This is a genomic window from Brucella sp. NBRC 12950, from assembly GCF_030268145.1.
Lineage (GTDB): Bacteria > Pseudomonadota > Alphaproteobacteria > Rhizobiales > Rhizobiaceae > Brucella.
In genome coordinates this window covers 191,031-215,027 of sequence record NZ_BSQC01000009.1, presented here as the reverse complement: position 1 = coordinate 215,027, position 23,997 = coordinate 191,031, and the positions used below count along the sequence as shown (strand labels likewise).

Here is a 23,997-nt window from a genome sequence, read left to right as displayed (position 1 = left end):
CTACCTCCCCCACGTTGATTTAATCAGGTCTTCTATTTCACCATTCACTGCGTTGAGCGAATCCATCGCTCTGTCGTAGGTACCGCGAATAAACTGTGAACGCTCCACTTCGTATAAGGTTTGCTTGGTTACACCGGCATCTGAGATCGCAGTCGATTTCAGCATAGCGTTGTGCAACATGCGATTGCCGAAAATTGCCCGCATAAAACCGGTCATTTGACTTTGGGGGCCGTCATTGGGTTCATAACGTGTTACCAGATAGCGCATCCAGTCGTAGCTTGTTCGGCCACCCGCCCGTTCAACGACAGACATGAGTTCGCTGGTCATCGCGAGAAACTGACTCATCGACATGACGTCCAGCATTTGCGGATGTACGGTGATCAGCATGCCGGTGGCAGCGCAGAGCGCCGACATGGTCAAAAAGCCCAGTTGTGGTGGGCAATCAATCACAACGACGTCGTAAAGGCTTTCAACATCGGCAATAACTTCCCCGATGCGGGCAAAAAACATCGTCTCTGCGCGTCCCGTGGTAATCGCTTTCGGAGTTTCGTGTTCGAACTCCATCAGTTCAAGGTTTCCCGGGATCACATGGAGGTTAGGCGTGTAGGTCGCCCGCACTATATCGGTGATCGGACGCGGGTCCTCGTAACGAATGGCTCCGTATAACGTCTCCCCTTCCCCGACATCGAGTTCCGGCTGGTGGCCGAACAAAGCGGATAGTGATGCTTGCGGGTCGAGGTCAATGGCCAACACGCGGTAGCCGCGCAAAGCCAAAAATTGCGCGACATGAGCGGAAGTTGTCGTTTTGGCCGATCCACCTTTGAAGTTCATCACTGCAATGACTTGCAGTTTTTCACCTGGGCGTCGGTTCGGTGCATATTTCGGCGAGCCGTTTTTTGCGTCCAGGCTCTTCCTAATTCGATCCATATCTTCGGGCGTATACATCCGGCGACCATTTGCCAACGGTTCGGGTCCGAAACCTTCCGCTGCCACCTGCCGGAGATACCCCTCCCCTATTCCTATAAAGCTTGCGGCTTCGGCGGGGGTGAACTGACGGATCGATTTGCGCGCGGTGGGCGAGAAAATCTTTTGCTGATGGAGCTGAAGCTGACGTGACAGCTCAAGAGAATCTGCCGATAACATGGTCGGTAGATGTTCTTGTTCATTGAGCCGGTGATAGTTTGTTAACATTTTCTGCCTTCAACTTCGCAAAAGATATAGGATTGTCCATAACTGCGTAGTTGTTAGTAAGCCCGATTCGTAAACATTTTACAAACAATTAACTATAGGACGCTTTTTCATCTAAATCATGAGTATTGCTGCTTGGTCTTTAGTTCTGGAGCAGTTTGTTTCGTTTCCGCTTCAACCGAGATAGCATATTGAACCGTGCTAAAGTGCGAATAGAACGTTAAGCAGAACGTTTCGGATGCGATCCGAATAAGTTGTCCGCGGACAACTGCGCCGAGCCCCGTATCTACCTTAGGTCGGGTGAATGTCTCAAATCGCGGTTCGGATAGCCATTGGATCGGAAGAAGCAGAGGGTTGCAATCTGGTAATTCTCAGTTGTCCGCGGACAACTCTGTAAAGATGGTCTAAACTTGCTGAAGCTGAGGCGCATTCGTTCTCGGCCCACGAGATCGATCCTGTCCGAACCGCTGAAGGCGAATGTGTTTCGTATGAGCGCCACCGTGAGGATGTTCTCTCTTATCTTTGGTAAAGGATTAACTTGAGCGCGAAAATAGCTAAGCTGGACGGGTGGCCGTGTTTCTTGGTGCGCCATAAGGTTATGTCCGGCGAGACCGGCCGCGTCACTCTCGCTCGTTGAGGTGAGTGGGCAGCCAACTCTTGTCGGTCAGTGCTGCGGAGGTGTTGATAAGTTGTCCGCGGACAACTTTGGCGAGGCCAGTACACGAAAAGCGGGGGTCATCAGGTTGATCGCAGTCCCGAGCTTGCAGCAAGTGATGGGCCGCTCCGTTCGCTCGTCTCATTTTCTCCCAGCAATATTCTAAGTGGTTTCGACTTCTTGCCACGAGTAGCGCAGCTTGAGGTCGGTGATGATTCACAGCCTTATTGAGAGCCGCATCCGACAAGGCGAGCCTCGGCTGGCCGGGTTTTGCTGAAGGCGGCGGGATCGGTCGATGAAGCCTATTGGTGGACCGGAAAGAAGCCTTGCAAAGGCGTCGGCAGTTGTTTGATCTGGTGGGCTGAGCAGGATTGGGGATATTTCACTGCCAGCGCGCTGTTGCCGGTGCGTAGCGAGAGTAGGAGCTGGTTGCCGTATGAGAGTTGTCCGCGGACAACTCGGTCTGTGAGAATAATTGACTGGCTTTTCCAATCTCCATAGCAACCAAAACAGCCCGGCGGGGAGCCTGCAATCTTTAGGGATGACCAGATCTATTCTCTCGTAAGTCTTTTGAGCACGGGGAAGTTCAGGAGCTGCAATCCGATAACGCAGATGATTGAGGTTGCTTCCTGGTCAATTGGGAGATGGTGTGAACATATGACGAAGGTCACAAGCTGGCGCTACAGTTGCCGGTATTTATGCCAGTATTGAAGGAAAAGCTTGCTCTCTTCCGCGCTGAGGCGGGGCGATCCCTGAGGTGGAGCCAAAAGCGTCGATTTCTTCCTGGTCGCTGATCGATCATGTTATCACATGGAAATAAATGGGCTTAGCCACTGACAATGCGGCTGGTGTGTTTGATCTTCGCGAGAAAAGCGCTGGGAGTCAGTCTTGATGGGGGAGGTCATTGACAAAGGATTATACAACGCTTGGCGTCATGCCGTCTTTCACAAAGGGAAGATATCTCATTAGCTGTAGAAACTGAACTGTAAATGCGAGGTTCATCCTGCGTAGCTATTGAGAGCGAGGCGAGGGGCGAGCAATGTTGATGCTCTGCGGCAAATCTTCACCTAGGGGTAATCCGCTCCAAAGGGAGTGGGTCCAGCGTTTACGGAGCTGTGGACGCTCGATTGACTTACTTATGCAATTCAGACGTCGATAACCGGAACGGCTCGGAACAGCCTATCCTACGAAATATTAGATCAGCCGTGTCAGAACGGCACATGACCGTTGTTCGACCAGACCGCACGATAGGGGAGGGGGCGTGTTTTTCAGACGTGTGTATCGATGCTCCGCGGAAGATCCGCAAGGCTTGAGCCTGGACAACTGCCGTAGTCACCTGCTGAACAGATCTGGCAATCCTTCCGATCACTAGCTGCGAGGCGTCTTGGATTGGTTGTCGTCTTGAAGGATGAATGAGAGCACCGAAGTGGACCAATAACTCGGTGCCACCTTGACCATTTGGCGGATCTGCGGCAAAATAAGAGTGCAAATCTACATGATTCCTCGTGGGCGAAAGGCTGATGGTCCGTTCCACTTGGGAAGAGAAAATCCCCTCCATCTCGATATATTTTGGCTCCCAAGATGTTTGTCAGGGTAGCGAAACCTAATTGAGGTTTTGCTTTATTTAACGTAAAATTCTCTAATAAAGTCAATCGAAATTGAGCACGGCGTAATCCCTGTTTCAGGGGCAATCGCGGCTGAATTAGAGGCGGAGCCAATTCGCTGAGCACAGTTTTAAACGTTACGGCTTGGTTCGCATTTTCTTCTACGGTTTCATAACAGAATGGATAGAAGTCTTCGGAGGCCTGTTATGTTTGAGATCGATATTGATGGACTAAGCGGGGATAAAATTTACGGGTTGAGCGGCCGGATTTAAGACCTCAACACGGCGTTAGAATGCAAATGGCGAACACGGCATTGGTGTCGCTCGCTTTGCTGATGCAAATATTTTTATCGATACTTTCAGAAACCCAAAATCTCTGCGCTGACCGGATACGAGTACGTAATCAAGACTCTATCGATCAAAGGGGAGATGCTTCGCTCATGCTTGCCAGAAATTCAACCAGCGAAATCAGATACGCCTATGCTTCAAACAATGTGGCGCCACTCATGAATTTACCGCTGGTCCATTCTTGGTTGCTACCCAATTTCAGGGATTGCTTTTGAATGGGTTGCCTTTCTAATGACGCGTCGCTTGGAGACGAATTCTTATGGGATATTTAGAATAGTGATTAATATCTGTGTTCAGTGCCGACTTGGCACAAAGCTTATTCGGCTAGGGTTGCCCACTCTAAGCCCTTTGAATCCTGCGACTTGAAAGAAGCGATCTTTTCGCCCTTTGCTTAAATCTCACACCCGGTGAATGTCAAAGTCTGGCAGACCGCTTCCTAAAGGGGCTAATGCGTAATGAAGTGTACAATTGCAACGGCGATTATACTGACATCGGGAACATGTTTATCGTCGTCTGCCTGGGCGCAGGAAGTCTATGATTTCCAGGACGCGAAAGGGCAGTCATTCATAACCGCTAAATATTATGGTGTTGATGACGGGCCTTACAGCGCCAGTGATCAGTCATCGACGTGGAATTTCAAGCAGTTTGATGTTGATCAGCTCAATCTTGCGATCAAGCATTGGGCGGAAATTATTCAGGTTATTCCGGGAACGTCACCCGCAATTTTCAATATAGGCACAATGGAAGACTACAATGCCTATGCTTACAGTCCGATAGCCTTTGACGAAGTGGGTGCGCCAACAAAAGTTGGAGCAGCACTCATGAACCAGAACCCGGGAGAGCCGATCAATGGTGCGCATGGGTTTATCCAGATCGGAACGCTTCCCTGGTCAGGGGAGGGATACATCCCTTCACAACTCCCTTCGAGCTCTGAGATTTCGCTTACCACCACAATGGTCCATGAAATTGCGCATGCTTTGGGCGTTTTAAGCAATTTTGAGGGGGATATGCAGGAAAATGGCTTGGCTCTTGTTGCCACAGGTGAAAACCCAAATGCTTGGACAAGCCATCTTTTTGATGACAATGGGCAGCAACTCAGACCCGATCAGATCGTCTGGTGCGCATTCTGTGACAACATAGATACGAGTGATGATGATGAGCCTCTCACTCCTGAAGACATATTCGACGTTCGTGAAAACAAGCCGTATTTTGGTGGTGCGCATGTCGATGAAGTTCTTGCGGGAGGAATGGCAGGTGTCCCTCTAAGCATGGTCTCTGAACGGGACCCCAGCGTACCAGATGCACCTTTTCTCGCACATATCGAGCTTAAAAACAGTTTGATGAGCCATCAGGCTTATCGCAACTATACAAATTTCATGGAAGCAGAACTGGCGATATTGCAGGACCTTGGTTACAAGATCGACCGTCGGAATTTTTTTGGTTATTCCGTATACGGAGACAATCAGAGCTTTATAAATGACAATCCGTTCTTTGGTCGTAATGCTGAAGGCACAGCTTATGTTCAGAATACATATAATACAGCGACCCTCGGTCTTGGATTGCATGTCTATGGCAGCGACAACACTATAACCCAGCGTGCTGATCTGTTGTCTGCTGGCGCAGGCGGTGCTGGTATTCGTGTTGATGGCCAGAGCAATAATCTGACCATTTTGCGTGGAACACGCGTTTATGCCGACGGTGTGAATGGCCGTGGCGTGATGTTTACCTATGGCAAGAACCATGGGCTAACGCATCGTGGTGATATCCAAGCGCTCGGGCAGGATGGTATCGCAGTCAGCTTTGACTTTGGCCATAATGCTATGGGGGACGACGGTCAACTCGGTGAATATCGAGGCTCCTACATTCTGCGTGGAGAACAATCTCTCAGTCGCTACACTCAGGAAGTTTTGGAAGCCACATGGAATGAGGTCAATGGCTCACTTGTGTCCTCATTTGATCTGACGGGTCGCGTGGCGGGCAGTAAAGCTGCGATCTACATGTCGGACAATGCGCATGTTGCTCAGATCAATGTCATGCGGGGCGCTGAGATTTCCGGCGATATAATCTCTAACTATCTGGAATTGGATGAAGACGGCGATCTGCGTCTGACCAATCTGACATTTGGCAATCGAGCCGATGAACGCGGCAACTCGACCGCGTCTGCGGATTCCGATTTTGCCCTTGCTTATGATGGCAATATCACAGGCAAAAATCTGTCGCTGCAAATCAATGGTGGTAACACCACATTGACCGGTGATCATCTGCTTTACAACGCGACAATCGCGCAGGCTGGCTCGCTTTCGGGCAGCGGCTCTTATCAGATCTATTCTGAGCAGCTATTCCGCAATGATGGCATACTCAATCCTTCAGTAACAGGCCAGGCCGTTGAGATTTACGGTGATTATCTCCAGTCGCAGACAGGTACTCTGGCGCTTTCTTTTAACAATCAGCAAGCCATGAGCAGCTTGATCGTCAATGGAACGGCTGGACTTGACGGTACAATTTCATTTGCACCCGAACGCGGCTGGTATGCCAATGGTTTCACGATCACATCGAACGACTGGCTGAAGGCACAAGCCTTTGAGGGAGATTTCAACACGGTCTCGACTTCACTTGCTTCGCCAACACTGAATGCAACGGCAACGCATGATGGCGACAATATCTACACGGTGTCCCTGAGCCGTTCAGTCAATGCTTATTCGCGATATGCTGATAGCAGCAATGGCCGCAATGTTGGCTCTGCCATTGATAAGATGGGTAACGATGCAGCGCCCGAATTGCTGTCGCTTATTACTGCCCTGGATTTTTCTGCTGCAGATGGATCGACCATTCGCTCTGCACTGCCGGTTCTATCGTCCGAAGCCTATGCATCCGCCAGCGGTGTGCTTGTCAATGCAAGTGGTGCAACACGCTCGACCATCAATAATCGCTTGCAACAAGCATTTGGTGGAACACCTGCAGCGCCGGTATCAGTTGTGGCTTATGCGTCTGCTCCGCAAACCCATGCAGCTGGCAATGCGATCAATGCCGCAGCACCACAGCCAACGCTCAGCAATGATATGTCCCGCTATGCCGCATGGAGTGCCGCTTACGGCCGCTGGTCGAGCCAGTCCGCCAATGGCAATACAGGTCATACCAAATCCACGCTTGGAGGTTTCAGCACCGGTATTGATGCCGCAGTTTATGACAACTGGCGTTTGGGCGCGTTGGCTGGCTACAGCCGCTCGACGTTCAAAACCGCATCACGTAATTCATCGGGTTCAAGCGATAATTATACGCTGGGTGCCTATGGCGGCACAGAATGGGCGGCAGCAGCAGGTTCGGTCGGTCTGCGCGCCGGTCTTGCCTATTCATGGCATAATCTGGAAATGGGCCGCTCTGTCGCCTTCAACGGCTTTTCGGATAGCCTGTCTGCTGACTACAATGCGGGCACATTCCAGATCTTTGGTGAACTAGGATATAAGCTCAATGTGACTTCGCGCGCGACTATCGAGCCATATGCCAATCTGGCCTATGTGCATCTTAAGACAGACGGATTTACGGAAAAAGGCAGCAACGGTGCCGCACTTTCCGTGCAGTCCGATGGCATGGACACCACCCTGTCGACCCTTGGCTTTCGTGCGGCCACCAGCTTTGAACTTGGCAATATCGTAACAACAGCGCGTTCTGATCTTGGCTGGAGGCATGGCTTCGGCGATGTGATCCCGTCATCGCCGGCAAGCTTTGCAGCAGGATCAGATATGTTCACTGCCGTTGGTAACTCGATCGGCAAGGATACGGCATTGCTTGAAGCGGGCCTTGATTTTGCGGTCTCACAGAATGCTACGCTTGGGGTTGCCTATCACGGTCAGTTTGGCTCACGGCTTACACAAAATGGCGTAAACGCAAATTTCAGCGTGAAGTTTTAGTGAGTCCTTGCCGTTCCGTCGTTCTTTAGAGTGGCGTAGCATTGACCTCAGCTGCGTCGAACTTAGGCGAATAGACACCGATGTGAAAGAGATGAACGCGGCGCATGAAGGGAAGACGGTTAGTTCACCCAGCCGGGATAAATCGCAAGAAAAGGTGGAATATCTTCGGTGAGATTCAGAGCGCATGCCGTCTGCCGAGATTCGGTCATCAGACGGAAACATTGCCCATCTTTTTCAACGACCGATGCACATGTCGACATGATCCAGCATCAAAGAATTGAATCTACAATGCACTTTGTTTCATCCGACAAAGCCGGACTTCAACTGTTTCGGTGTGATCCCGTATAATTTCCTGAACGCGGTCGCAAAACTAGCGGGATTTTCATATCCGCACATATAGGCGGCTTGAGAAACGGACATGCCTTGCGTTTCAAGCGCGGAGCGCGCGCGTTCTAATCTTTCATTGCGGATGAAGTGAAACACCGTCATGCCATAGTGGTCTTTAAACGTGCGTTGAATAGTAGAGGCATTTGAATGCAATGCACGAGCAATGCCGGCGATGGTCAATTCTTGACTGATACTACCGAGGATATGATGGCGAATATTCTCTGCTTGGCGCCTTTTTCCGATATTCTGTGAGGGCTTTTCTTCAAAACCGCGGCCCGTCTCAGCAATTAAGTTTGCACAGGCCGTATAAAGTATATCCATTCCCAGTGACCGGCGGTGCAGGCTCTGTAACTCTCTCTCGACTGACGGCGGAGGATTGAGCATTTGTGCAACTGCCTGAGTGATTTTTTCACCCGGTGTGAATTCAAACGTATTGAGATGTCCATCCAAGAAATGCTTTAGCTTTGGCATCTCTTCTGGGTTTGTGTTGAGGAGTGTTTCGATCCAGGGCCGCGGAACTGATATCTGGACCTTGTTTAATGGAACAGAGCTTTCATTGAAAAACCGCAACGAGCAGAAGTCAGCTACATTGAGCATAAAGACGATAGGCGTCGCAGTTTCACCATCTCCCGCTGATATATCAAACCGTACGCCATCCATCTCGAAATGTTGTGAGCCGTTTAGGAGGACCATTACCAGGAGCTTCGGCCAAACCTCGTAAATATTGGAATCTGGCGTGCAACTAGGCGTCCCCTGTGTTGCTCCAACGAAAATTTGCTGTGGTATATTCGGTCTTGTGTTCATAGCGTTCTGGTCTCGGCGCACTAAATCGCTGTTTTAACGCGCATCTTGGTCTCAAAACCGGTTCACACTTTTGGCGATGCGCTCTCAACGCCGCCTTTTTAGCGTAGGTTTTTGCCGTTTTTGACGAAGTGATTTTCATCGACACGCTTAATTCTAGTCATATAGATGAGTACGTCAATCAAGTTTAAGCTGCGTACAATTGGCATCGCAGCAGGAGTTGTCGATGTTGCTCGTTTTGCGCCCTTACATTCTTCCTCTTCGTCAAGTTCGGCTTATCTTGCTGACAGCCGCAAGTACCGCAATTTTCGCGACTTTGCAGCCAGGAGAGCTTGGAAAAGCTTACGCAGAGGAAAATGCTGAGGCGATCAAGTTAAACGTCATTGAAGTGAATGGTCGAGGCGGGGAAAGGGGGGACGGCCCGGTCCAGGGATATGTGGCGCGCCAAAGTCTGACGGCGACAAAAACAGACACTCCCATCCAGCGCACACCGCAGTCTATTGCGGTGGTGACAAAGGATCAGATGCAGGACCAAAGCGTGCAATCGGTTGCCGAGGCCTTGCGTTATACACCGGGTGTATTCACCGAATACCGCGGTGCTTCTAATTTAAGAGACGAAGTCTTTGCGCGTGGGTTCTATTATATTCCGCGCTACCTCGATGGCATGTTCCTTTCGGGTGAGCTTTCTTATGCGCAGATCAACCCGTATTTGCTCGAACGCGTTGAATTGATTTCCGGCCCGTCTTCCGTTCTCTATGGCCAGGCCAATCCCGGCGGAATTCTCAATATGGTTTCGAAGAAGCCAACAGACGGACCATTGCGCGAGATCGAAGTTTCTGCTGGAACGAATAAACATGTCAGCGCCTCGATTGATATTAGCGATAAAGTCCCCGGAAGTGATACTTTATCTTATCGTATCGTAGCTACAGGGCTAAGGACGGACCTGCAAGAAGACTATGCCAAGAAACGTGGATATGCGATTGCCCCTTCGCTTACGTGGTCGCCGGATGCAGATACAAAACTTACGGTTTTGGGCGGCTATCAGAACGAGCCGCACGCAGGATTCCGCAACTTCCTAGACGCTGCTGGCACTTTGACGCCGATCGAAGGCTATGGCTATGTGCCACGTGATTTCTTCGTGTCTGATCCAAATTACGAACACTTCAGCCGCGAGCAGGCATGGATTGGGGCAGAGCTGGAACAGACATTGAATGACACGTTCACCTTCCGCCAAAAGGCCAGATATTATGAGATGAACATGTCTCATCGTTCGCTTATCTGGGGCTCAGCTACTGCTGATCCCGTGACTGGATACGCGACAACGATTACTCGAGCAGCCTCGGGTGGAACGGACAAATGGAAACAGTTTACATCTGATAGCCAGTTTCAGGCAGAATTTGATACTGGGGAATTCGAACATACTATGCTCGCCGGTGTAGATGTTAGATATCGTGTCCGTGACTATCGTTGGGGCAGAGCATCTGTACCATCGATCTCGCTCACTGATCCCCAATATGGTGGGTTCGATTACGATTCTGTTGAGCTTGTTACAAATAGTCTAGAACATCTCACGGCGCGCCAGACAGGCATTTACCTTCAGGATCAGTTGCAAATCGGCGGACTTAATATTCTGGCTGGGTTGCGTTACGATTGGGCGAGCACTGAAATTGACGACCGGCTGAATGGCAATGACCAGTCGTATGATGATAAGGCACTTACCTGGCGTCTTGGCGCTCTTTATGCATTCGATAATGGGTTTGCGCCTTACATTAGCTATTCAACGTCCTTTGATCCGGCTCTTTACTCTCCATTGGCAGGGCAGCCAGCTTTTGATCCGACGACGGCTAGTCAGCTGGAAGTGGGCGTCAAATATGCACCCGAAGGTAGCAGCATTTTGCTGACCGCGGCGTATTATGATCTCAAGCAAAATGATGTTGTGAGTGGTGCTTGGGATAGTACGCTTGGTCAAACTGTCTATTCGCAAATTGGCAAGATACACAATCACGGTATCGAGCTCTCGGCGCGCGGCAATGTCATGGCTAACCTGTCACTGATTGCAAGCTATGCGTACACGCGGTCAAAAATCGAAGAGTCAGTTACGGCGAGTGAAGTGAATATGACCCCTGCACGTATCCCGGAGCATCAGGCCGCTTTGTGGGGGACCTATGACTTTGTCGGTACGCAACTTGAAGGTCTGAAGCTTGGTGCTGGTGTCCGTTATATCGGCAAGAGTTGGGGTAACAATGCCAATAGTTTTGAAGTGCCATCTGTGGCGCTGGTCGATGCCATGGTTAGCTACGATTTTGGAGCTCTGAAAACTGAGCTTGATGGCCTCTCCTTGCAAATAAACGCGAAGAACCTTGGCGACAAAAACTATGTGGCTTCCTGTGCGAATGCCTATGCGTGTTTCTACGGTGAAGGTCGCAGTCTCACAGCAACTCTAAAGAAGGCTTGGTAGTCTTGATATCGCAACAGCCTTTTATCTCTATCTTGGCGATGATTATGGTCATCACTTCGGTCATAACAACCGCGAAAGCTTCACAGAATGTATTGTTAGCGGAGACACACCTCGAGGCTGGGATAGTGAAAGAGCTGCCAATCGACGCGAAGGTTGGAGATTATGTTGTCGTAAGCATGAATTCCGAGAAGGGGATTTATGATCTCAGCCTGCTGGATCAAAAGGGGCATCATGTAAGGCGCCTCGCGTCGCAAGCGACCGGCGAACGGGTTTTTCGGTTTGTTGCGGAGGAGGGAGTTCGTTTCAAATTGTCTGTTTTGACGGCGGGTGATTTCGGCCTGTCTATGGAGAAGAAGTTTCCTGCTCATGAAATTGGACAGCAAGTACGCAATGAGACCCAAGTTCTGATCAGCCCGGCATTGAAAAAACTTGCTGGTGACTTGTCAGAAGGCAGCTCAACTGAGACGTTCTGGCGGGACATCAAGAACAGCGGTACACCGCTGTTTGAAGATGGAGATGATGGTCAGAAAATTATGACATTTCTGGTTCGAGGCGCGCACAACAATGCGCGGATCTTTGGCGCACCAACCGGCGAACATGAAGAAATGGAGCGACTGGGTGTTTCTGATGTGTGGTTCAAAAGCTTCATGGTTCCGGCTGATACGCGACTGTCTTATCAAATCGCGGTTGATGTGCCGGTAATACCTGGAACAACGCGTGAGAAACGTGTTGCAATCCTTGCGACAGCCAAGGCAGATCCGTTTAACCTTCATCCAACTCCCGCCGATGCACCCGATGCATTTAATCAGGATTCTGTATTTGAAACGGAAAGCAGCCCGCAACAACATTTCATCAAGCGGCAGAGTAATCCTAAGGGCACCTTGGAAAACTTTGACTTTGAAAGCGCGCGGCTTGGAAATCGCCGCAGAGTTACAATCTATCGTCCGGCTAATTTTGATGCCAGTCGCGATGACACAATTTTGCTATTCGTTTTCGACGGCGCTGAGTATCAAACTAAAGTGCCGACGCCGCTTATTCTCGACAATATGATTGCTGAGAAACTTATCCCGCAAGTGGTTGCAGTTTTTGTAGCTAATCCCTATAGCAATACGCGTGCAAAGGAGCTGCCGGGAAATAGCGATTTCGCGGATTTCATGGCCGAAGACCTTTTGACGGAGGTGCTCAGAAGGACACAAATAAAACATCGCGCAGAGCGAACTGTTCTGGCAGGTTCAAGTTATGGTGGATTGGCGTCCATGACAGTTGCGCTTGCCCATCCTAATATTTTTGGCAATGTTCTTAGCATGTCTGGTTCGTTCTGGTGGAGTCCTGAAGGCACGCCGCGTGACCGGAATGAGTATGTCGCTTACCAAAGTGCAAATGCCAAGAGGCTGCCCCTACGGGTATATATCTCTGCTGGTCTGTTTGAAACAGGCCATAGCGGAGGTACGATGTCGATACTGGACACAAACAGGCATCTGCGCGATGTTTTGCAGGCAAAGGGAGTTCCGACGAGCTATCAAGAATATTCAGGTGGCCATGACTACATCATATGGCGAGGAGCGCTTTCTGACGGATTAATTAGTCTTTTTCAGTGACAGACAAGCAGCTGGAAAAAAATATCACGAAAGATTAGGTCAAGTGAAGTAGGTTCGAGAGCGCTTTTTGGGTCGTGCTTTATGGCTACTATCAAGCCATACAGGCTACGCTTTCATCAGTGACAACCTTGCGTGAAACCCAAGTGCTCGCGGTAGCCATGCGAAGGAAACTGCCTCGGTACCGACCCTGCAAATTGAGCGCGCTGTTCTGACAGCTAGAGATGATGCGCCAAGAATTTCAGTAAGAGTACTTCGAGCGGAGGAAAGGGCGGGGACTGCTGGTCGCGGATAACGCCCAGGCTTCGAGATTGGCCAAATCCGAGGTCAGTGCGCGCAGCGTGCCTTAACCCATGTCTTGATTGACCAGATGACGGAGTGTCTCGACATCTTGGTCTGTCAATATCCTTGCCAGCATATCGCATTTGTTCATCGGCAGTGCTACGGAAATTGTGTTAATTGTTTCAGCGCGCCGCTCGGTGGACACACCCAGGATTATGGTCGTGCCGTCGATTATCCTGGGTGAAGCACGAGATCGGCTCTTCAGGTCTTCGATCTTTTCCAGACGCGATTATCACCAATTTCAGTGATTTTGTATTCTGCTTCAATAATATTAAATACTTGCCGGTGTCGCGGGTGCAGTGCAAGTTAGACTTGCCGGTCTTTTTGGGGTGCGTTGATATGGATTAAATCAAATCCGGTCTGCAATTCTTGCTAATATAAACGGCCCTAATGACGCCAAATTTTACTTTTTGCGCAGAACTTGCCGCGGGTCCCTTCAAATCTTGCAGACGCCGAATATTACTCCAATGGCGTATTGATATGTTCAATGGCTTGCCATGCTAAAGAAGGCTACCGGGCGGTGGCTTCGATCTTAGACTTAGAAATGCCGCCCTTTTTCACATCTCTTATCAGGGGCAGCTCTGTTTTGGTGTTTTGCAAAGCGGTGTAAACGTCAGTTTATGCACGAAATTCTAACGGGGTAACGATGGGTATTCGCGGGCTGGCTTTCGTCTCGGCATTTCTCACCATTTTTAGCATTGCTATTAGTCCGGCTTTGGCTGATTTTGACGGAGAACCGGCGCGCTGGATACAAAATCCTGCGCTATCGCCAGATGGTACGCTGATCGCCTTTACGCATCGTGGGCAAGTTTTTCTTACAGATCATGATGGCGGCTTATCGATCCCTGTATCTCCTGCCGGCGCATATAGTCACAGCGTGGTATGGGCTCCGGATTCAAAACGTCTTGCCTTTGCGTCTGATGTAAATGGCGATGACGATGTCTATCTTGCCGATTTCTCGGGAAAACTGCGGCGAATGACATATTCGTCTGTAAAGGAAATACCGACGAGTTTTTCGCCTGATGGCAAGACGGTGTTGTTTACTGCGGTCAGGTTGGGAGATCCAAGACGCAGCGTACAGGCTGCGTTGAGCTGGCAACCTCAGATATACGCTGTCGATACAAAAAGTGGCCGTGAACGCTTGTTGCTTCCAAACGCTGCACATGAGGCAAGCTGGAATAAGGATCAGACAAAACTTGTCTACAGCTATGACCCTTCGGCTGATCCGGAAGAGCGCCAACATCGTGTTGCGGCGAATGCCCGACAATTGTGGTCTTATGATCCGGCGACAGGTAAATACAATCGCCTCTTTGAGGCTGACGGCATTGACCGCCGTGATCCGCATTGGAGTATAGACGGTGAATGGCTTTATTATCTTTCCGAAGCGTCCGGTTGGTTGAATGTCTGGAAGCTTGATCTGAAGTCTGGTCAGGAAATACAGCTGACCCATCTTGAAGGAGCACCGGTGCGCAATCTGTCGGTTGCTGACGATGGTACCATTGCCTTCGCCTTTAATGGGCAGGTCTATATACTGGACGCAGGCCGTGACAAGCCGCAAGTCGTGGATATCACCACACTTGAGCAGGGTATGAACCATCTTCCCAATTACAAAGCTGTATCCAGTCAGGATTTTCGATCATCGTCGGATGGCAGATACTTCGCTTTGATTGCCAATACAGACGTCTTTCTGGTCGATATTGAAGGAAATTACCGCCAAATAACCAATACTGCAGGTGAAGAACGGGACATCGCATTTTCACCCGACGGTAAATGGCTGGTCTATGCGGCGCTGCGCAATCATAAATGGGGCATTTATGGGATTGATCTGACTGAAGATCAGCAAAGTGGCAAGATGGGATTGTCCCATCAGGAAATACCTCTCATAGTTTCAGATAAAAACAATCTGCTTGATCCGAAATTCTCTCCCGATGGCAGCAAACTAGCATTTTGGGCAGACCGCCGAGAAGTTAAGGTCCTGGACTTAGCCAATGGCCAGATTACGACTTTATATCGAGAAACTGATTATAATTCCGATTATTTTGACAAAGGCGGTGAATTCAGCTGGTCGCCGACATCGAAAGATTTGCTTGTGCCCTGGCGCTCCGTTGACGGGTCTGTACTAAACAGAGTGGCAATTGTATCAGCTGATGGCAGTGCACCTCTTCAGCCACTACTCGCAATGGTTCCCAATTTTTATGGCGGTTTCTGGAGCGCTGACGGTACACAACTGATTGGTTACACGACACTCTATACGGCCCGCAGTGCCGACAATTTTAATGCGAGCTCCAATTTCGCCTTGTACAGAATTTTTTTGTCTTCTCAGGCGCGACAGGATTATTTGGCCTCCCTGAACAGTTCCTCCAATACCAACAGCGATGAGCAGAAAATTGCTCGCTATATGCCCGATCGTCAGCGGAGCAGTCTCCTCGAGGGGCGTCTGACGGCCAATCTACTGAATCCAGAAATATTGACAACCGCACCGGATGGGAAAAATCTGCTCGCGATTATGAAGGCTGATCAGCATTTGTCTGTGAATTTGCTCAGTCTTGAAAATGGCGAGTTGAAGGAGGTCGCAATCATTCCGCTCGCAGACCCCGAACATGTGCAATTTATCCGTTATAATGAGGCGTTGCAGACCGTTGATATTAAAATGCCGAACCAGATTGTTCGTGTTTCTGCTAGCAACCCTGCTGAGAGGTTAGAAATACCACTTAATATCCTGTTTACCCGTGATGAGGATGCAGCCTTGATTGCAGCTTTTGAACAGGCTTGGGTAGATGTCAACGACCGATATTATGATGCTGCCCATGAAAACCGGGACTGGGAAAAAATCGGAGCTCAATACCGCGCCTATCTACCTTCTATTGCCGGTCGTCGCGATCTTGAGAGGTTGCTGGCCTCAATGTTCGGTGAACTATCAGCATCCCATTTGTTTACAGCAATAACAGGGATAAACCCAGCACTTGTTGGTGTGGGCACTCAAAATGATGCGCTCGGTGTTTACTGGGATGACACTTATACCGGAGTCGGACAAAAGATTGCTGCAATTCTGCCTGGTGGTCCGATGGATCGGCAGAGTTTCAGCATTGGTCCAGGCAACATTATTACCTCCATTAATGGACAGCCCATACCCGAGGCAGGAGGTGTGGCGCGTTTGCTTGATGTTAATTCTGGCCGGCAGGTCGTCGTCGGAGTTGCTGACGATAAAACTGGCAAGGAACGTCTTATTGAGGTAACGCCGATTAGCTGGCGTGATGAGTTGATTTTATCCAGCAGGCATCTGAGTGATAAGCGTCGGGCGATGGTGGGGCAGTTGTCGCGTCAGTGTGTTGCTTATCAATATCTCGATGCGATGAATAATGATAATTATCTGTCGCTCATTGGTACGTTGTCATCACAGCGCGGACTGGCCAAAGCAGCATTGATTGATGTGCGTTCCAATACTGGTGGTAATCTGTCGCGACAACTGCTCACCTTGTTAAGCGGAAAACTTGCTTTCAGTTATGGTGTGGATGGACGTGCGCATGAGTTTGGACCGGATAATGTATGGTTGTGGCCAAGCGCTGTCTTGATCGATAGTTTTAGCTATTCTGACGGATCCATTTTCCCACAAGCTTATCAGGATCAGAAAATCGGTCAGCTTGTGGGTGATGTCGTTCTTAATACGGGCACATCTGTCACTAAAGTGGACAGCAATGTTCTTCCGGGTTTGCAATATAGTTTTCCGGTCCTGCCTTATCGCCATGTCGATGGTCGCAAATACGAGAACGAGATTATTACACCGGATATTGTTGTGCCATTTGATCCGAACAGCTTCAGTATGGATGCCGACCCGCAGTTGGAAGCGGCTGTTGCTTCGTTGATGCAACAAATCGGGGTTGATAGCGATTGTCGTGGCGAACTGATGGAAGATGGTTCAAGTGATAGTAAAGTAAAATCGGACAAGAAAAACTAATGAAAAAGCTGGAAGGCAACTTCGGATCATCTGCATCGCTTCCAATCAAACAAGAATGCAGAGTATCTGCAGCATCGCTGCTGATCAGCATGAACTCATAGCACTATTTCAATATCCGGTTGTTTTGGCGTAATGGTTAGCGGTTGTTCCGACAGATCCCTGTAGCAGACCAATTAAACCACCCAAAGCCGTTGCAGATGAAACAAGGCCCCGTCCACCCGAGAAGGGGATGGCGCACACTGCTCCGAAAAATTTGAGCCCACGACTGGCCAATTTCAACGGAAAACCTCTCAGGGCCTTCTGTGGGTTCTCTCTGTAACGTGCCGAGAACTCAGTAATGTTATGGTCACGGTTGCGGCGGAAATGATAAGACAGTGTAAGTCGGGTTGTCGGAACTGCTTCGTAAACGATCGCATCGCTGGCCCAGCCGGTTTTAGCACCAAGGCTCTTGGCCTTTGCCCATAAGTGCCAATCTTCTCCGCCCGACAGATTATATCTTTGATCGAAACTAAGGCCTGTTTCTCTGAAGAAACTCAGGCGCCCCATCCAGCTTCCTGTCGCAATCTTGATCGTATGCCCTTGTCCCGAATTGGACCTCGACTTGCATTTCTGCTCCGACTTCAAACTGCTCTGTTTTAATCCCGACCACACCACTTTTTGCATAAGCGTGAGGTTGGGTTCAAATGGGACAGGTCGGACAGGTGAACCAATGATATCCAGATCCAATCGGTCCCGCTCCGCCAGTAATTTGACCAGCCAATCTTCTGCAACCCATTCATCATCATCGACAAAGACCAGAAAGTCATACCCTTTATCGGCAGCGTAGTTCAGCGCGGCATTCCTCACTGCGGAAATGCCGGGTGTTCCTTCGTGGAAGTATGCAACTTCGGTGCCTGAAACGTCTCTGCGGAATGTATCAATAACGTCGTCTAATGAACGTTGGTCGTTATTCTCAACGATCAGGAAGGAAACAATATCGGAGGACGGATGGATTAACTCACTAAAAGACGCAAACAAATTCGCGAGCATCTTCGGTCTGTCGCGGGTAACCACGGAAATACAGATACGGCGTCCCAATTTTGCCCCCGCCCTTCAAGTGATGAAATTACCTGAAGAATGAATGGACCATAGGCTTCAAAACTAACAATCACTGAAACTTGGTATTTTTGCTTATTTCTGAGCAAAAATAGTACTTTAAACGGGAGGCTTGTTATCTGCAGGAGCTTTCAGATTTGCTTTTGTCCGCAGCACCTGTTTGACAAGCTGTTCTATGCGCAAGCCGGCGACTTCGCTGCGCCTGCGCCCGCCCGAGGCAAAGGCCACAATCAGGATAGCTCGGTCGCGCAAAGCGGTCAGATCCTCGCCGGTAATTGCATTGGCGCTCTTGCGGTTGCGCGGCCGGTTGATGGCGCGCACCGCGAGGCGGATTGCCGATTTGACGGACGGCGATGAAAACGATCCTTCCAGACCGCGCCAGCGGGTCAGCGTCGACCAGTTGGCAAGACGACGACGGACCGTTGCCGGTGCATGCGGTCCCGACACGCGCAGAAAGCTTTGTTGGCGTAGTTCATCTTCTACATTGGACGGCATACCGTGATCGGGATCGATCTCGCGTTGCTCTGGCCGCCACAGATGATGGGCGACAAATTTCAGGAGCAGGGCTTCAGGTGCCGGAAAGGGGAGGGGGCTGCCGGTTGCAGCCATCGACCAGGCTTCGAGATAGGCCAGATCCGAAGTCAGCGCGCGCAGGGTGTTTTCGCCCATGCCTTCATTGACCAGGTGGGGCAGGGTTTCGATATCCTGATCGGTCAATAGCCTGGCGAGCATGTCGCGGCGGTTCAGCGGCAAGACAGCGGCAATCGTGTCGAGTGTTTCGGCGCGCAATAGTGTTCTGGATTGAACGCTGTCAGTGACCATGGGCGAACGGACCCAGAACAATTGCCTTTTCCGCGTGGGCAGCGGCGGCCAGTTTGCGATCCAGCGTGGCCAGCGGCAGGGTTTCGGTCAGTGCGAGCGCCAGATAAGCAGCATCGTAAGCGCTGAGCTGATGGCGTCGAGCGACCCGAATGACCTCAGAATCCTCGCTGCGCGTTATCAGACGCAATGGCAAGGCACGAAAACGCGTTAGTGCTGTGTACACCATGTCCTCAGCAATCCGACCGCGCTTTTCGGCGATCAGTAGAATAGTGCGGATTTCATGCTGTAGAAGTTCCGGGGCAACCGCGTCTTCATCGGCCAGTTGGTTCATCATCTGTGCGGCGAACGGATGATCTTCATCAGGCAGCAGCCACGCACCGGCTACTGATGCGTCGACAATAAAGGCCATCAGTAACGGCGCCCTTCTTCAATCCACGAGCGAATTTCTTCCTGCGTGACAGGTTGCGCCTGGGCCCGAAACGCACGTACAGCTTCAATCGCGGCCAGCCGCTGACGCCGTTCATCAAGCGCCACCAAGCGCGCGATGGGTGTGTTGCCACGCGAAATGATCACCTCTTCGCCGGCTTCGATCCGCGCCAGCAAGTCTGAAAGATGGGTTTTGGCTTCAGCGACTGTCACGGTTACAGTCATCGCCAGATCTCCGGGTGTTGATCGGGTGGCGGTGTGTCGCCATTTATAGGCTCTTTCAGGGCTGTTGTAGCGGTATTTTCCGGGTTGATCAACGCCTTGGCCATCTAACATTCGATAACCAATAATACTGTACCTTCCAAACCACGATCGCCAACAACACGCATGCTGTTCCAGACGGCGGCCCACTGAGAGATCTAACGCGTAGTCAAGAACGGAGCGTAAATTTTGTGGAACTCTAAGGCGGAACCCCATCGGCTGCTTCCGCCCAATTGCAGACATTCACTTAGCATATCCGCGCTACCCAAGAGCAGTTGTTCCAGAGATTATGCTTTCAACGTCCGCGTAGGTGTGGAAGGTTGACTGTCCGTTTTGCAAAATTGGCTGCTATACAGCTGCTCTTCGTTGGCAGCCAGCGGCACGGAGGAGTTTAGCATGACTATCGACATGGATCGGGGTGAGTTGTCTGCCCGCTACCATCGATTTGCAGTCCGTGAGGCGAGCGGACGGTCTCCGTTATATGAGCACCTCACAATGAGCGTATCGAACGACGCAGAAGTTCTCAGCTTGATTGCAACCCTGCCTCAACCAAAGCAGCAGCCCAACCTACTTCTCGCCGCCTACCGCCACCTTTTTGGTGTCCCGGCGAACTACAGCGAGTTCAGGCAAGTTTTAGTGGATCGCTTCGATGCGGTTCGCTCCATCATGCTGGAGCGCTCGACGCAAACAAACGAACCGGGACGGTGCGCTGTGCTCCTGCCAGTGTTGGCCAGTCTGCCTCAGCCTCTAGCGCTTTTGGAGGTCGGAGCGTCCGCTGGGCTTTGCCTCTTTCCGGATCGATACGGATACGAGTACCCCTCACGGAGCCTCAGGCCCTTGACGGAGGCTAAACCTCATCCCGTGTTCCCATGCACGGCTGCCGCAAATATCCAGATACCTGACACGCTTCCGCAGATCGTTTGGCGGGCTGGTCTCGATTTAAATCCCCTGGACGCTGGTGACCCAGAGGAGGCCGCATGGCTCGAGACGCTTATCTGGCCCGAACAGGAAGAGCGCCGCAACCGGCTTCGTTTGGCACTAGGTATCGTGGCAGAGGAGAGGCCGACGATCGTACAGGGTGATCTCCTGGGACCGGAGTTCGAAGCTCTGTGCAGTCAAGCGCCGCAAGACGCCACGCTGGTCGTCTTCCATACCGCCGTTCTCGCCTACGTCCCAAGCAACGAAGACCGCATGAGGTTTGCCAACCTAGTCTCTGTGCTGTCAGACATCTGGATCTGCAACGAGGCACCGAGCGTCATATCGCATTTTGGCTTCGCCTCCGCAGATGCTCCATCGAAAGGTGCCTTCCTGCTTTCGGTGAATAATCAACCTACGGCGTGGACCGACCCACACGGTGCTTGGATTGAAACGATTATGGATTCAACGTCCGCTTCCAAGGAGGAGGTCCGGCCTCACTAACGGCTGAAATGGGGTCGGAAACAACCCTCGATGCCAATCATGCGCCACGCTGGCGATCTTTTGGGCGGTAACTGAAACCGGACTGATTACTTGGGGTTTCCTCACCGACAGTCAGGGAAGCTTCCATTTCCCGACGTTCCCGAAGCTGCTATGACCATGTCATGGCGAAAAGGGTACTCAGGTTCTTCTTTGATTATGGTGCAAGAGGCTGTCTATGGACAGGTGATGCTGCAACACGTGATAGGCTCGACGTGGGGCCTGTCGATGGGGCATCCTTTGATCTTGACAGTCGAGTGCGAAAACCTGCCCGCGTAGAACTTTCTGAAACGGCTCAAACTTTGCGTGATCAACTGGATTTCGAACACTCCGGTTATCTCAACCCAATGTATCCGCTTGATCCAAGCCTGTGGTCTCAGACCCTCTGTGATCGTTTCAACGCGAATGTGGACAGATTACCAGCGCTTTTGCGAGAAGAAATTGGAGAGGACTACGACATTTTGGACGAACAAATTCGATATATGGAAGATCCGCAGCTAGATGAATATCTGATGGTCAATTCGGGGCTTTCCAGATTGAACGAAATCAAACTCCCAACCGTTCGCTAAGGGCCTCAAAGCAGTCGCGATGCCCGTCCGCTGCGCCGCTTGGCATCGTTATAGTAATCGGATGCCTGCTGCACGGAGCGATGGCGCGATTGTTCCATGGCTTCCGGAAGGGGAATGCCGCGATTGGCCGCTTCCGTGAGATAACCGGAGCGCAAACCATGAGCGGAAAACTCCTCCGGCTTAAGCCCTGCCATTTGCGCACGCTGCTTGACGATCCTGTTGATGGCGCTGGGTTCGAGCGCTCGTAGAGAAACATTGCCCCAACGATCGATTTTGCGAAACACACTGCCATTTTCGATCTTTGCCGCTTCCAGCCAGCGGTTAAGGGCTTCGACGGGTCGGCCGGTCAGATGACTGTTTCATCGTGATCGGCACCACTGGTTTCGGTGCGACCGAGATGGATGCCAAGAGAGGGGGGAGGAGCCATCTTCGTCAGTGACAGGCACCTGTTTGACAAGCTGTTCTACACGCAAGCTGGCGACTTCCCTGCGCCTGCGCCCGCCCGAGGCAAAGGCCACCATCAGGATAGCTCGGTCGCGAAAACGGTCAGATCCTCGCCGGAACAGGTCGCGAGCAACTTGCTCAGAATATCGCCGGTAATGGCATTGGCGCTCTTGCGGTTTGCGCGGCCGGTTGATGGCGCGCACCGCGAGGCGGATTGCCGATTTGACGGACTGCGATGAAAACGATCCTCCCAGACCGCGCCAGCGGGTCAGCGTCGACCAGTTGGCGAGACGACGACGGACCGTTGCCGGTGCATGCGGCCCGGATACACGCAGAAAGCCTTGTTGGCGTAGTTCATCTTCCACGTCGGCCGGCATGCCGTGACCGGGTTCGATCTCGCGTTGCTCTGGCCGCCACAGATGATGGGCGACAAATTTCAGGAGCAGGGCTTCAGGTGCCGGGAAGGGGAGGGGGCTGCCGGTTGCAGCCATCGACCAGGCTTCGAGATAGGCCAGATCCGAAGTCAGTGCGCGCAGCGTGTTTTCGCCCATGCCTTCATTGACCAGATGGCGCAGGGTTTCGATATCCTGATCGGTCAATAGCCTGGCGAGCCTGTTGCGCCGGTTTATAGGCAGGAGGGCTGGGATCGTGTCCAGCTGTTCTGCACGGCTCTGAACATTCAAAGACATGGGGTGCAGTTTTGTCATTGCGTCAAGCTTCCTGATTCAAAACTTGCGGAAATTCCGTATATTACGGAAAACGGAGGTCAATCATGACATCCACAGTAACAGCAGCAACTGTTTCCAAGAATTTTGGCGCCTACCAGGACGCCGCTGTGCGCGATCCGATTATCATTACCAAGAACGGTCGTCCACGTACCGTTCTGCTCGCCTACGAGGACTATCTGCGTCTAATGCGGCGCGAGCGCCGCGTGGAATTAACCGCTACGCTGACCGACGATGATCTCTCGGCTGTTGAAGCTGCCTCGATGGAAGCGGGGCTTGAGCATCTCGATCGCGAACTTAACGAAAAATAGCATGATTCCAAGTGGCCCAAGGTCGGTTGGATCTTCAGATACTCCTATTTGTGACACTGGCAGTTCGAACAGGGACGGGAGGAGGGCGACAAGGATCGCCCTGTACTGGTTATGGCTATCACGACAACGCTGGAAGACGGATCTCCAGTCGTCAGAGTTTTGCCGGTTACCCATACGCCACCGCAACGGGCTGACGAAGCGATCGAAATTCCCGCCGCTACCAAGCGCCGTCTTGGTCTGGACGAGGAGCGCTCTTGGATCGTGCTGAGTGAAAGCAATCGCTTTGCATGGCCGGGACCGGATCTGCGTCCGGTCGATGGTGAAACAGGCTATTACGGTCCGGTACCACCGGCGCTGTTTGCTGAGATCCGGCAACGTTTTGTCGCGCTCGCTCGCAGTGCCCGTCACCGGCAAACGCATCGCTCTGAATAGGTTTTCGCGCGTCTTTTTCGTCCGTTTAAACAGCTGCTCTTTGCCCGGACATTTACCGATTTGCGGCTTCAAATCAACCACATTCGATAACCGATAAAATCGTGTGCTTTCCGGACCTCGATTGCCAACAACGCGTAAGCGGTTCCAGATGGCAGCCGTCTGTGAGTTCTGACGAATAGTCAAGAACGGAGCGTAAATTTTGTAGAACTCTAAGGCG

13 protein-coding genes and 3 pseudogenes are annotated in these 23,997 nt (G+C 51.2%); 8 read left to right on the top strand and 8 right to left on the bottom strand.

Annotated elements, in window-relative coordinates; all coding sequences use genetic code 11:
- Positions 1 to 1,191, bottom strand: a complete 1,191-nt coding sequence (gene repA / locus QSJ70_RS16555) for a plasmid partitioning protein RepA (RefSeq protein WP_215779792.1) — start codon at positions 1,189 to 1,191, stop codon at positions 1 to 3.
- 3,058 nt (positions 1,192 to 4,249) lie between these two features.
- Here repA and QSJ70_RS16550 point away from each other — a divergent pair.
- The gene (locus tag QSJ70_RS16550) at positions 4,250 to 7,702 is read left to right on the top strand and encodes an autotransporter family protein (protein ID WP_285537943.1); all 3,453 of its coding nucleotides are present in this window, start codon (positions 4,250 to 4,252) and stop codon (positions 7,700 to 7,702) included.
- A gap of 300 nt (positions 7,703 to 8,002) precedes the next feature.
- On the opposite strand, the gene QSJ70_RS16545 is transcribed toward QSJ70_RS16550, so the two are convergent.
- Positions 8,003 to 8,893 carry an AraC family transcriptional regulator gene (locus QSJ70_RS16545; RefSeq protein WP_502871690.1) on the bottom strand — a complete coding sequence of 297 codons (891 nt, stop codon included), beginning with the start codon at positions 8,891 to 8,893 and terminating at the stop codon, positions 8,003 to 8,005.
- A gap of 223 nt (positions 8,894 to 9,116) precedes the next feature.
- Between QSJ70_RS16545 and QSJ70_RS16540 the strand changes: the two genes are divergently transcribed.
- Together QSJ70_RS16540 and QSJ70_RS16535 are read left to right on the top strand one after the other, a co-directional pair.
- The gene (locus QSJ70_RS16540; protein WP_285537939.1) at positions 9,117 to 11,348 is read left to right on the top strand and encodes a TonB-dependent siderophore receptor; all 2,232 of its coding nucleotides are present in this window, start codon (positions 9,117 to 9,119) and stop codon (positions 11,346 to 11,348) included.
- A 125-nt stretch (positions 11,349 to 11,473) separates the two neighbouring features.
- Positions 11,474 to 12,946, top strand: a complete 1,473-nt coding sequence (locus QSJ70_RS16535; protein ID WP_285537937.1) for an alpha/beta hydrolase-fold protein — start codon at positions 11,474 to 11,476, stop codon at positions 12,944 to 12,946.
- Positions 12,947 to 13,164: 218 nt separating this feature from the next.
- Here QSJ70_RS16535 and QSJ70_RS16530 read toward each other — a convergent pair.
- Positions 13,165 to 13,376 (bottom strand): annotated as a pseudogene (locus QSJ70_RS16530) (integrase); the annotation flags it as partial.
- Positions 13,377 to 13,931: 555 nt separating this feature from the next.
- Between QSJ70_RS16530 and QSJ70_RS16525 the strand changes: the two are divergent.
- Positions 13,932 to 17,240 carry a S41 family peptidase gene (locus QSJ70_RS16525; protein ID WP_285537935.1) on the top strand — a complete coding sequence of 1,103 codons (3,309 nt, stop codon included), beginning with the start codon at positions 13,932 to 13,934 and terminating at the stop codon, positions 17,238 to 17,240.
- A 108-nt stretch (positions 17,241 to 17,348) separates the two neighbouring features.
- Here the strand turns inward: QSJ70_RS16525 and QSJ70_RS16520 are convergent, their stop codons facing one another.
- From QSJ70_RS16520 to QSJ70_RS16505, 4 genes and pseudogenes are all read right to left on the bottom strand, one after another.
- A complete protein-coding gene (locus tag QSJ70_RS16520) occupies positions 17,349 to 18,317 on the bottom strand; it encodes a glycosyltransferase family 2 protein (protein ID WP_285537933.1) in 969 nt (322 codons plus the stop codon).
- 183 nt (positions 18,318 to 18,500) lie between these two features.
- Positions 18,501 to 19,157: pseudogene (locus QSJ70_RS16515) on the bottom strand (integrase); the annotation flags it as partial.
- Positions 19,147 to 19,566, bottom strand: coding sequence for a type II toxin-antitoxin system VapC family toxin (locus QSJ70_RS16510; RefSeq protein ID WP_285537931.1), 420 nt, complete (start codon positions 19,564 to 19,566; stop codon positions 19,147 to 19,149). The gene QSJ70_RS16510 and the pseudogene QSJ70_RS16515, both read right to left, overlap by 11 nt.
- Positions 19,566 to 19,808 (bottom strand): type II toxin-antitoxin system Phd/YefM family antitoxin, encoded by a 243-nt coding sequence (locus QSJ70_RS16505; RefSeq protein ID WP_285537929.1) that lies wholly within the window; start codon positions 19,806 to 19,808, stop codon positions 19,566 to 19,568. Before QSJ70_RS16505 ends, QSJ70_RS16510 begins: the two co-directional genes overlap by 1 nt.
- Positions 19,809 to 20,240: 432 nt before the next feature.
- Between QSJ70_RS16505 and QSJ70_RS16500 the strand changes: the two genes are divergently transcribed.
- Both QSJ70_RS16500 and QSJ70_RS16495 read left to right on the top strand, forming a co-directional pair.
- On the top strand, positions 20,241 to 21,263 hold the full coding sequence (locus tag QSJ70_RS16500) for a DUF2332 domain-containing protein (RefSeq protein WP_285537927.1): 1,023 nt from the start codon (positions 20,241 to 20,243) through the stop codon (positions 21,261 to 21,263).
- A 161-nt stretch (positions 21,264 to 21,424) separates the two neighbouring features.
- Positions 21,425 to 21,868, top strand: coding sequence for a hypothetical protein (locus QSJ70_RS16495; protein WP_285537926.1), 444 nt, complete (start codon positions 21,425 to 21,427; stop codon positions 21,866 to 21,868).
- A 5-nt stretch (positions 21,869 to 21,873) separates the two neighbouring features.
- Here the strand turns inward: QSJ70_RS16495 and QSJ70_RS16490 are convergent.
- Positions 21,874 to 23,001, bottom strand: a pseudogene (locus QSJ70_RS16490) (site-specific integrase).
- Between the two features lie 83 nt (positions 23,002 to 23,084).
- Between QSJ70_RS16490 and QSJ70_RS16485 the strand changes: the two are divergent.
- A complete protein-coding gene (locus QSJ70_RS16485; RefSeq protein WP_285537924.1) occupies positions 23,085 to 23,348 on the top strand; it encodes a type II toxin-antitoxin system Phd/YefM family antitoxin in 264 nt (87 codons plus the stop codon).
- Positions 23,349 to 23,453: 105 nt separating this feature from the next.
- Complete coding sequence (locus QSJ70_RS16480) at positions 23,454 to 23,780, top strand: plasmid maintenance toxin (PemK-like) (protein WP_285538042.1); 327 nt, start codon at positions 23,454 to 23,456, stop codon at positions 23,778 to 23,780.
- The last annotated feature ends 217 nt before the right edge of the window (positions 23,781 to 23,997 follow it).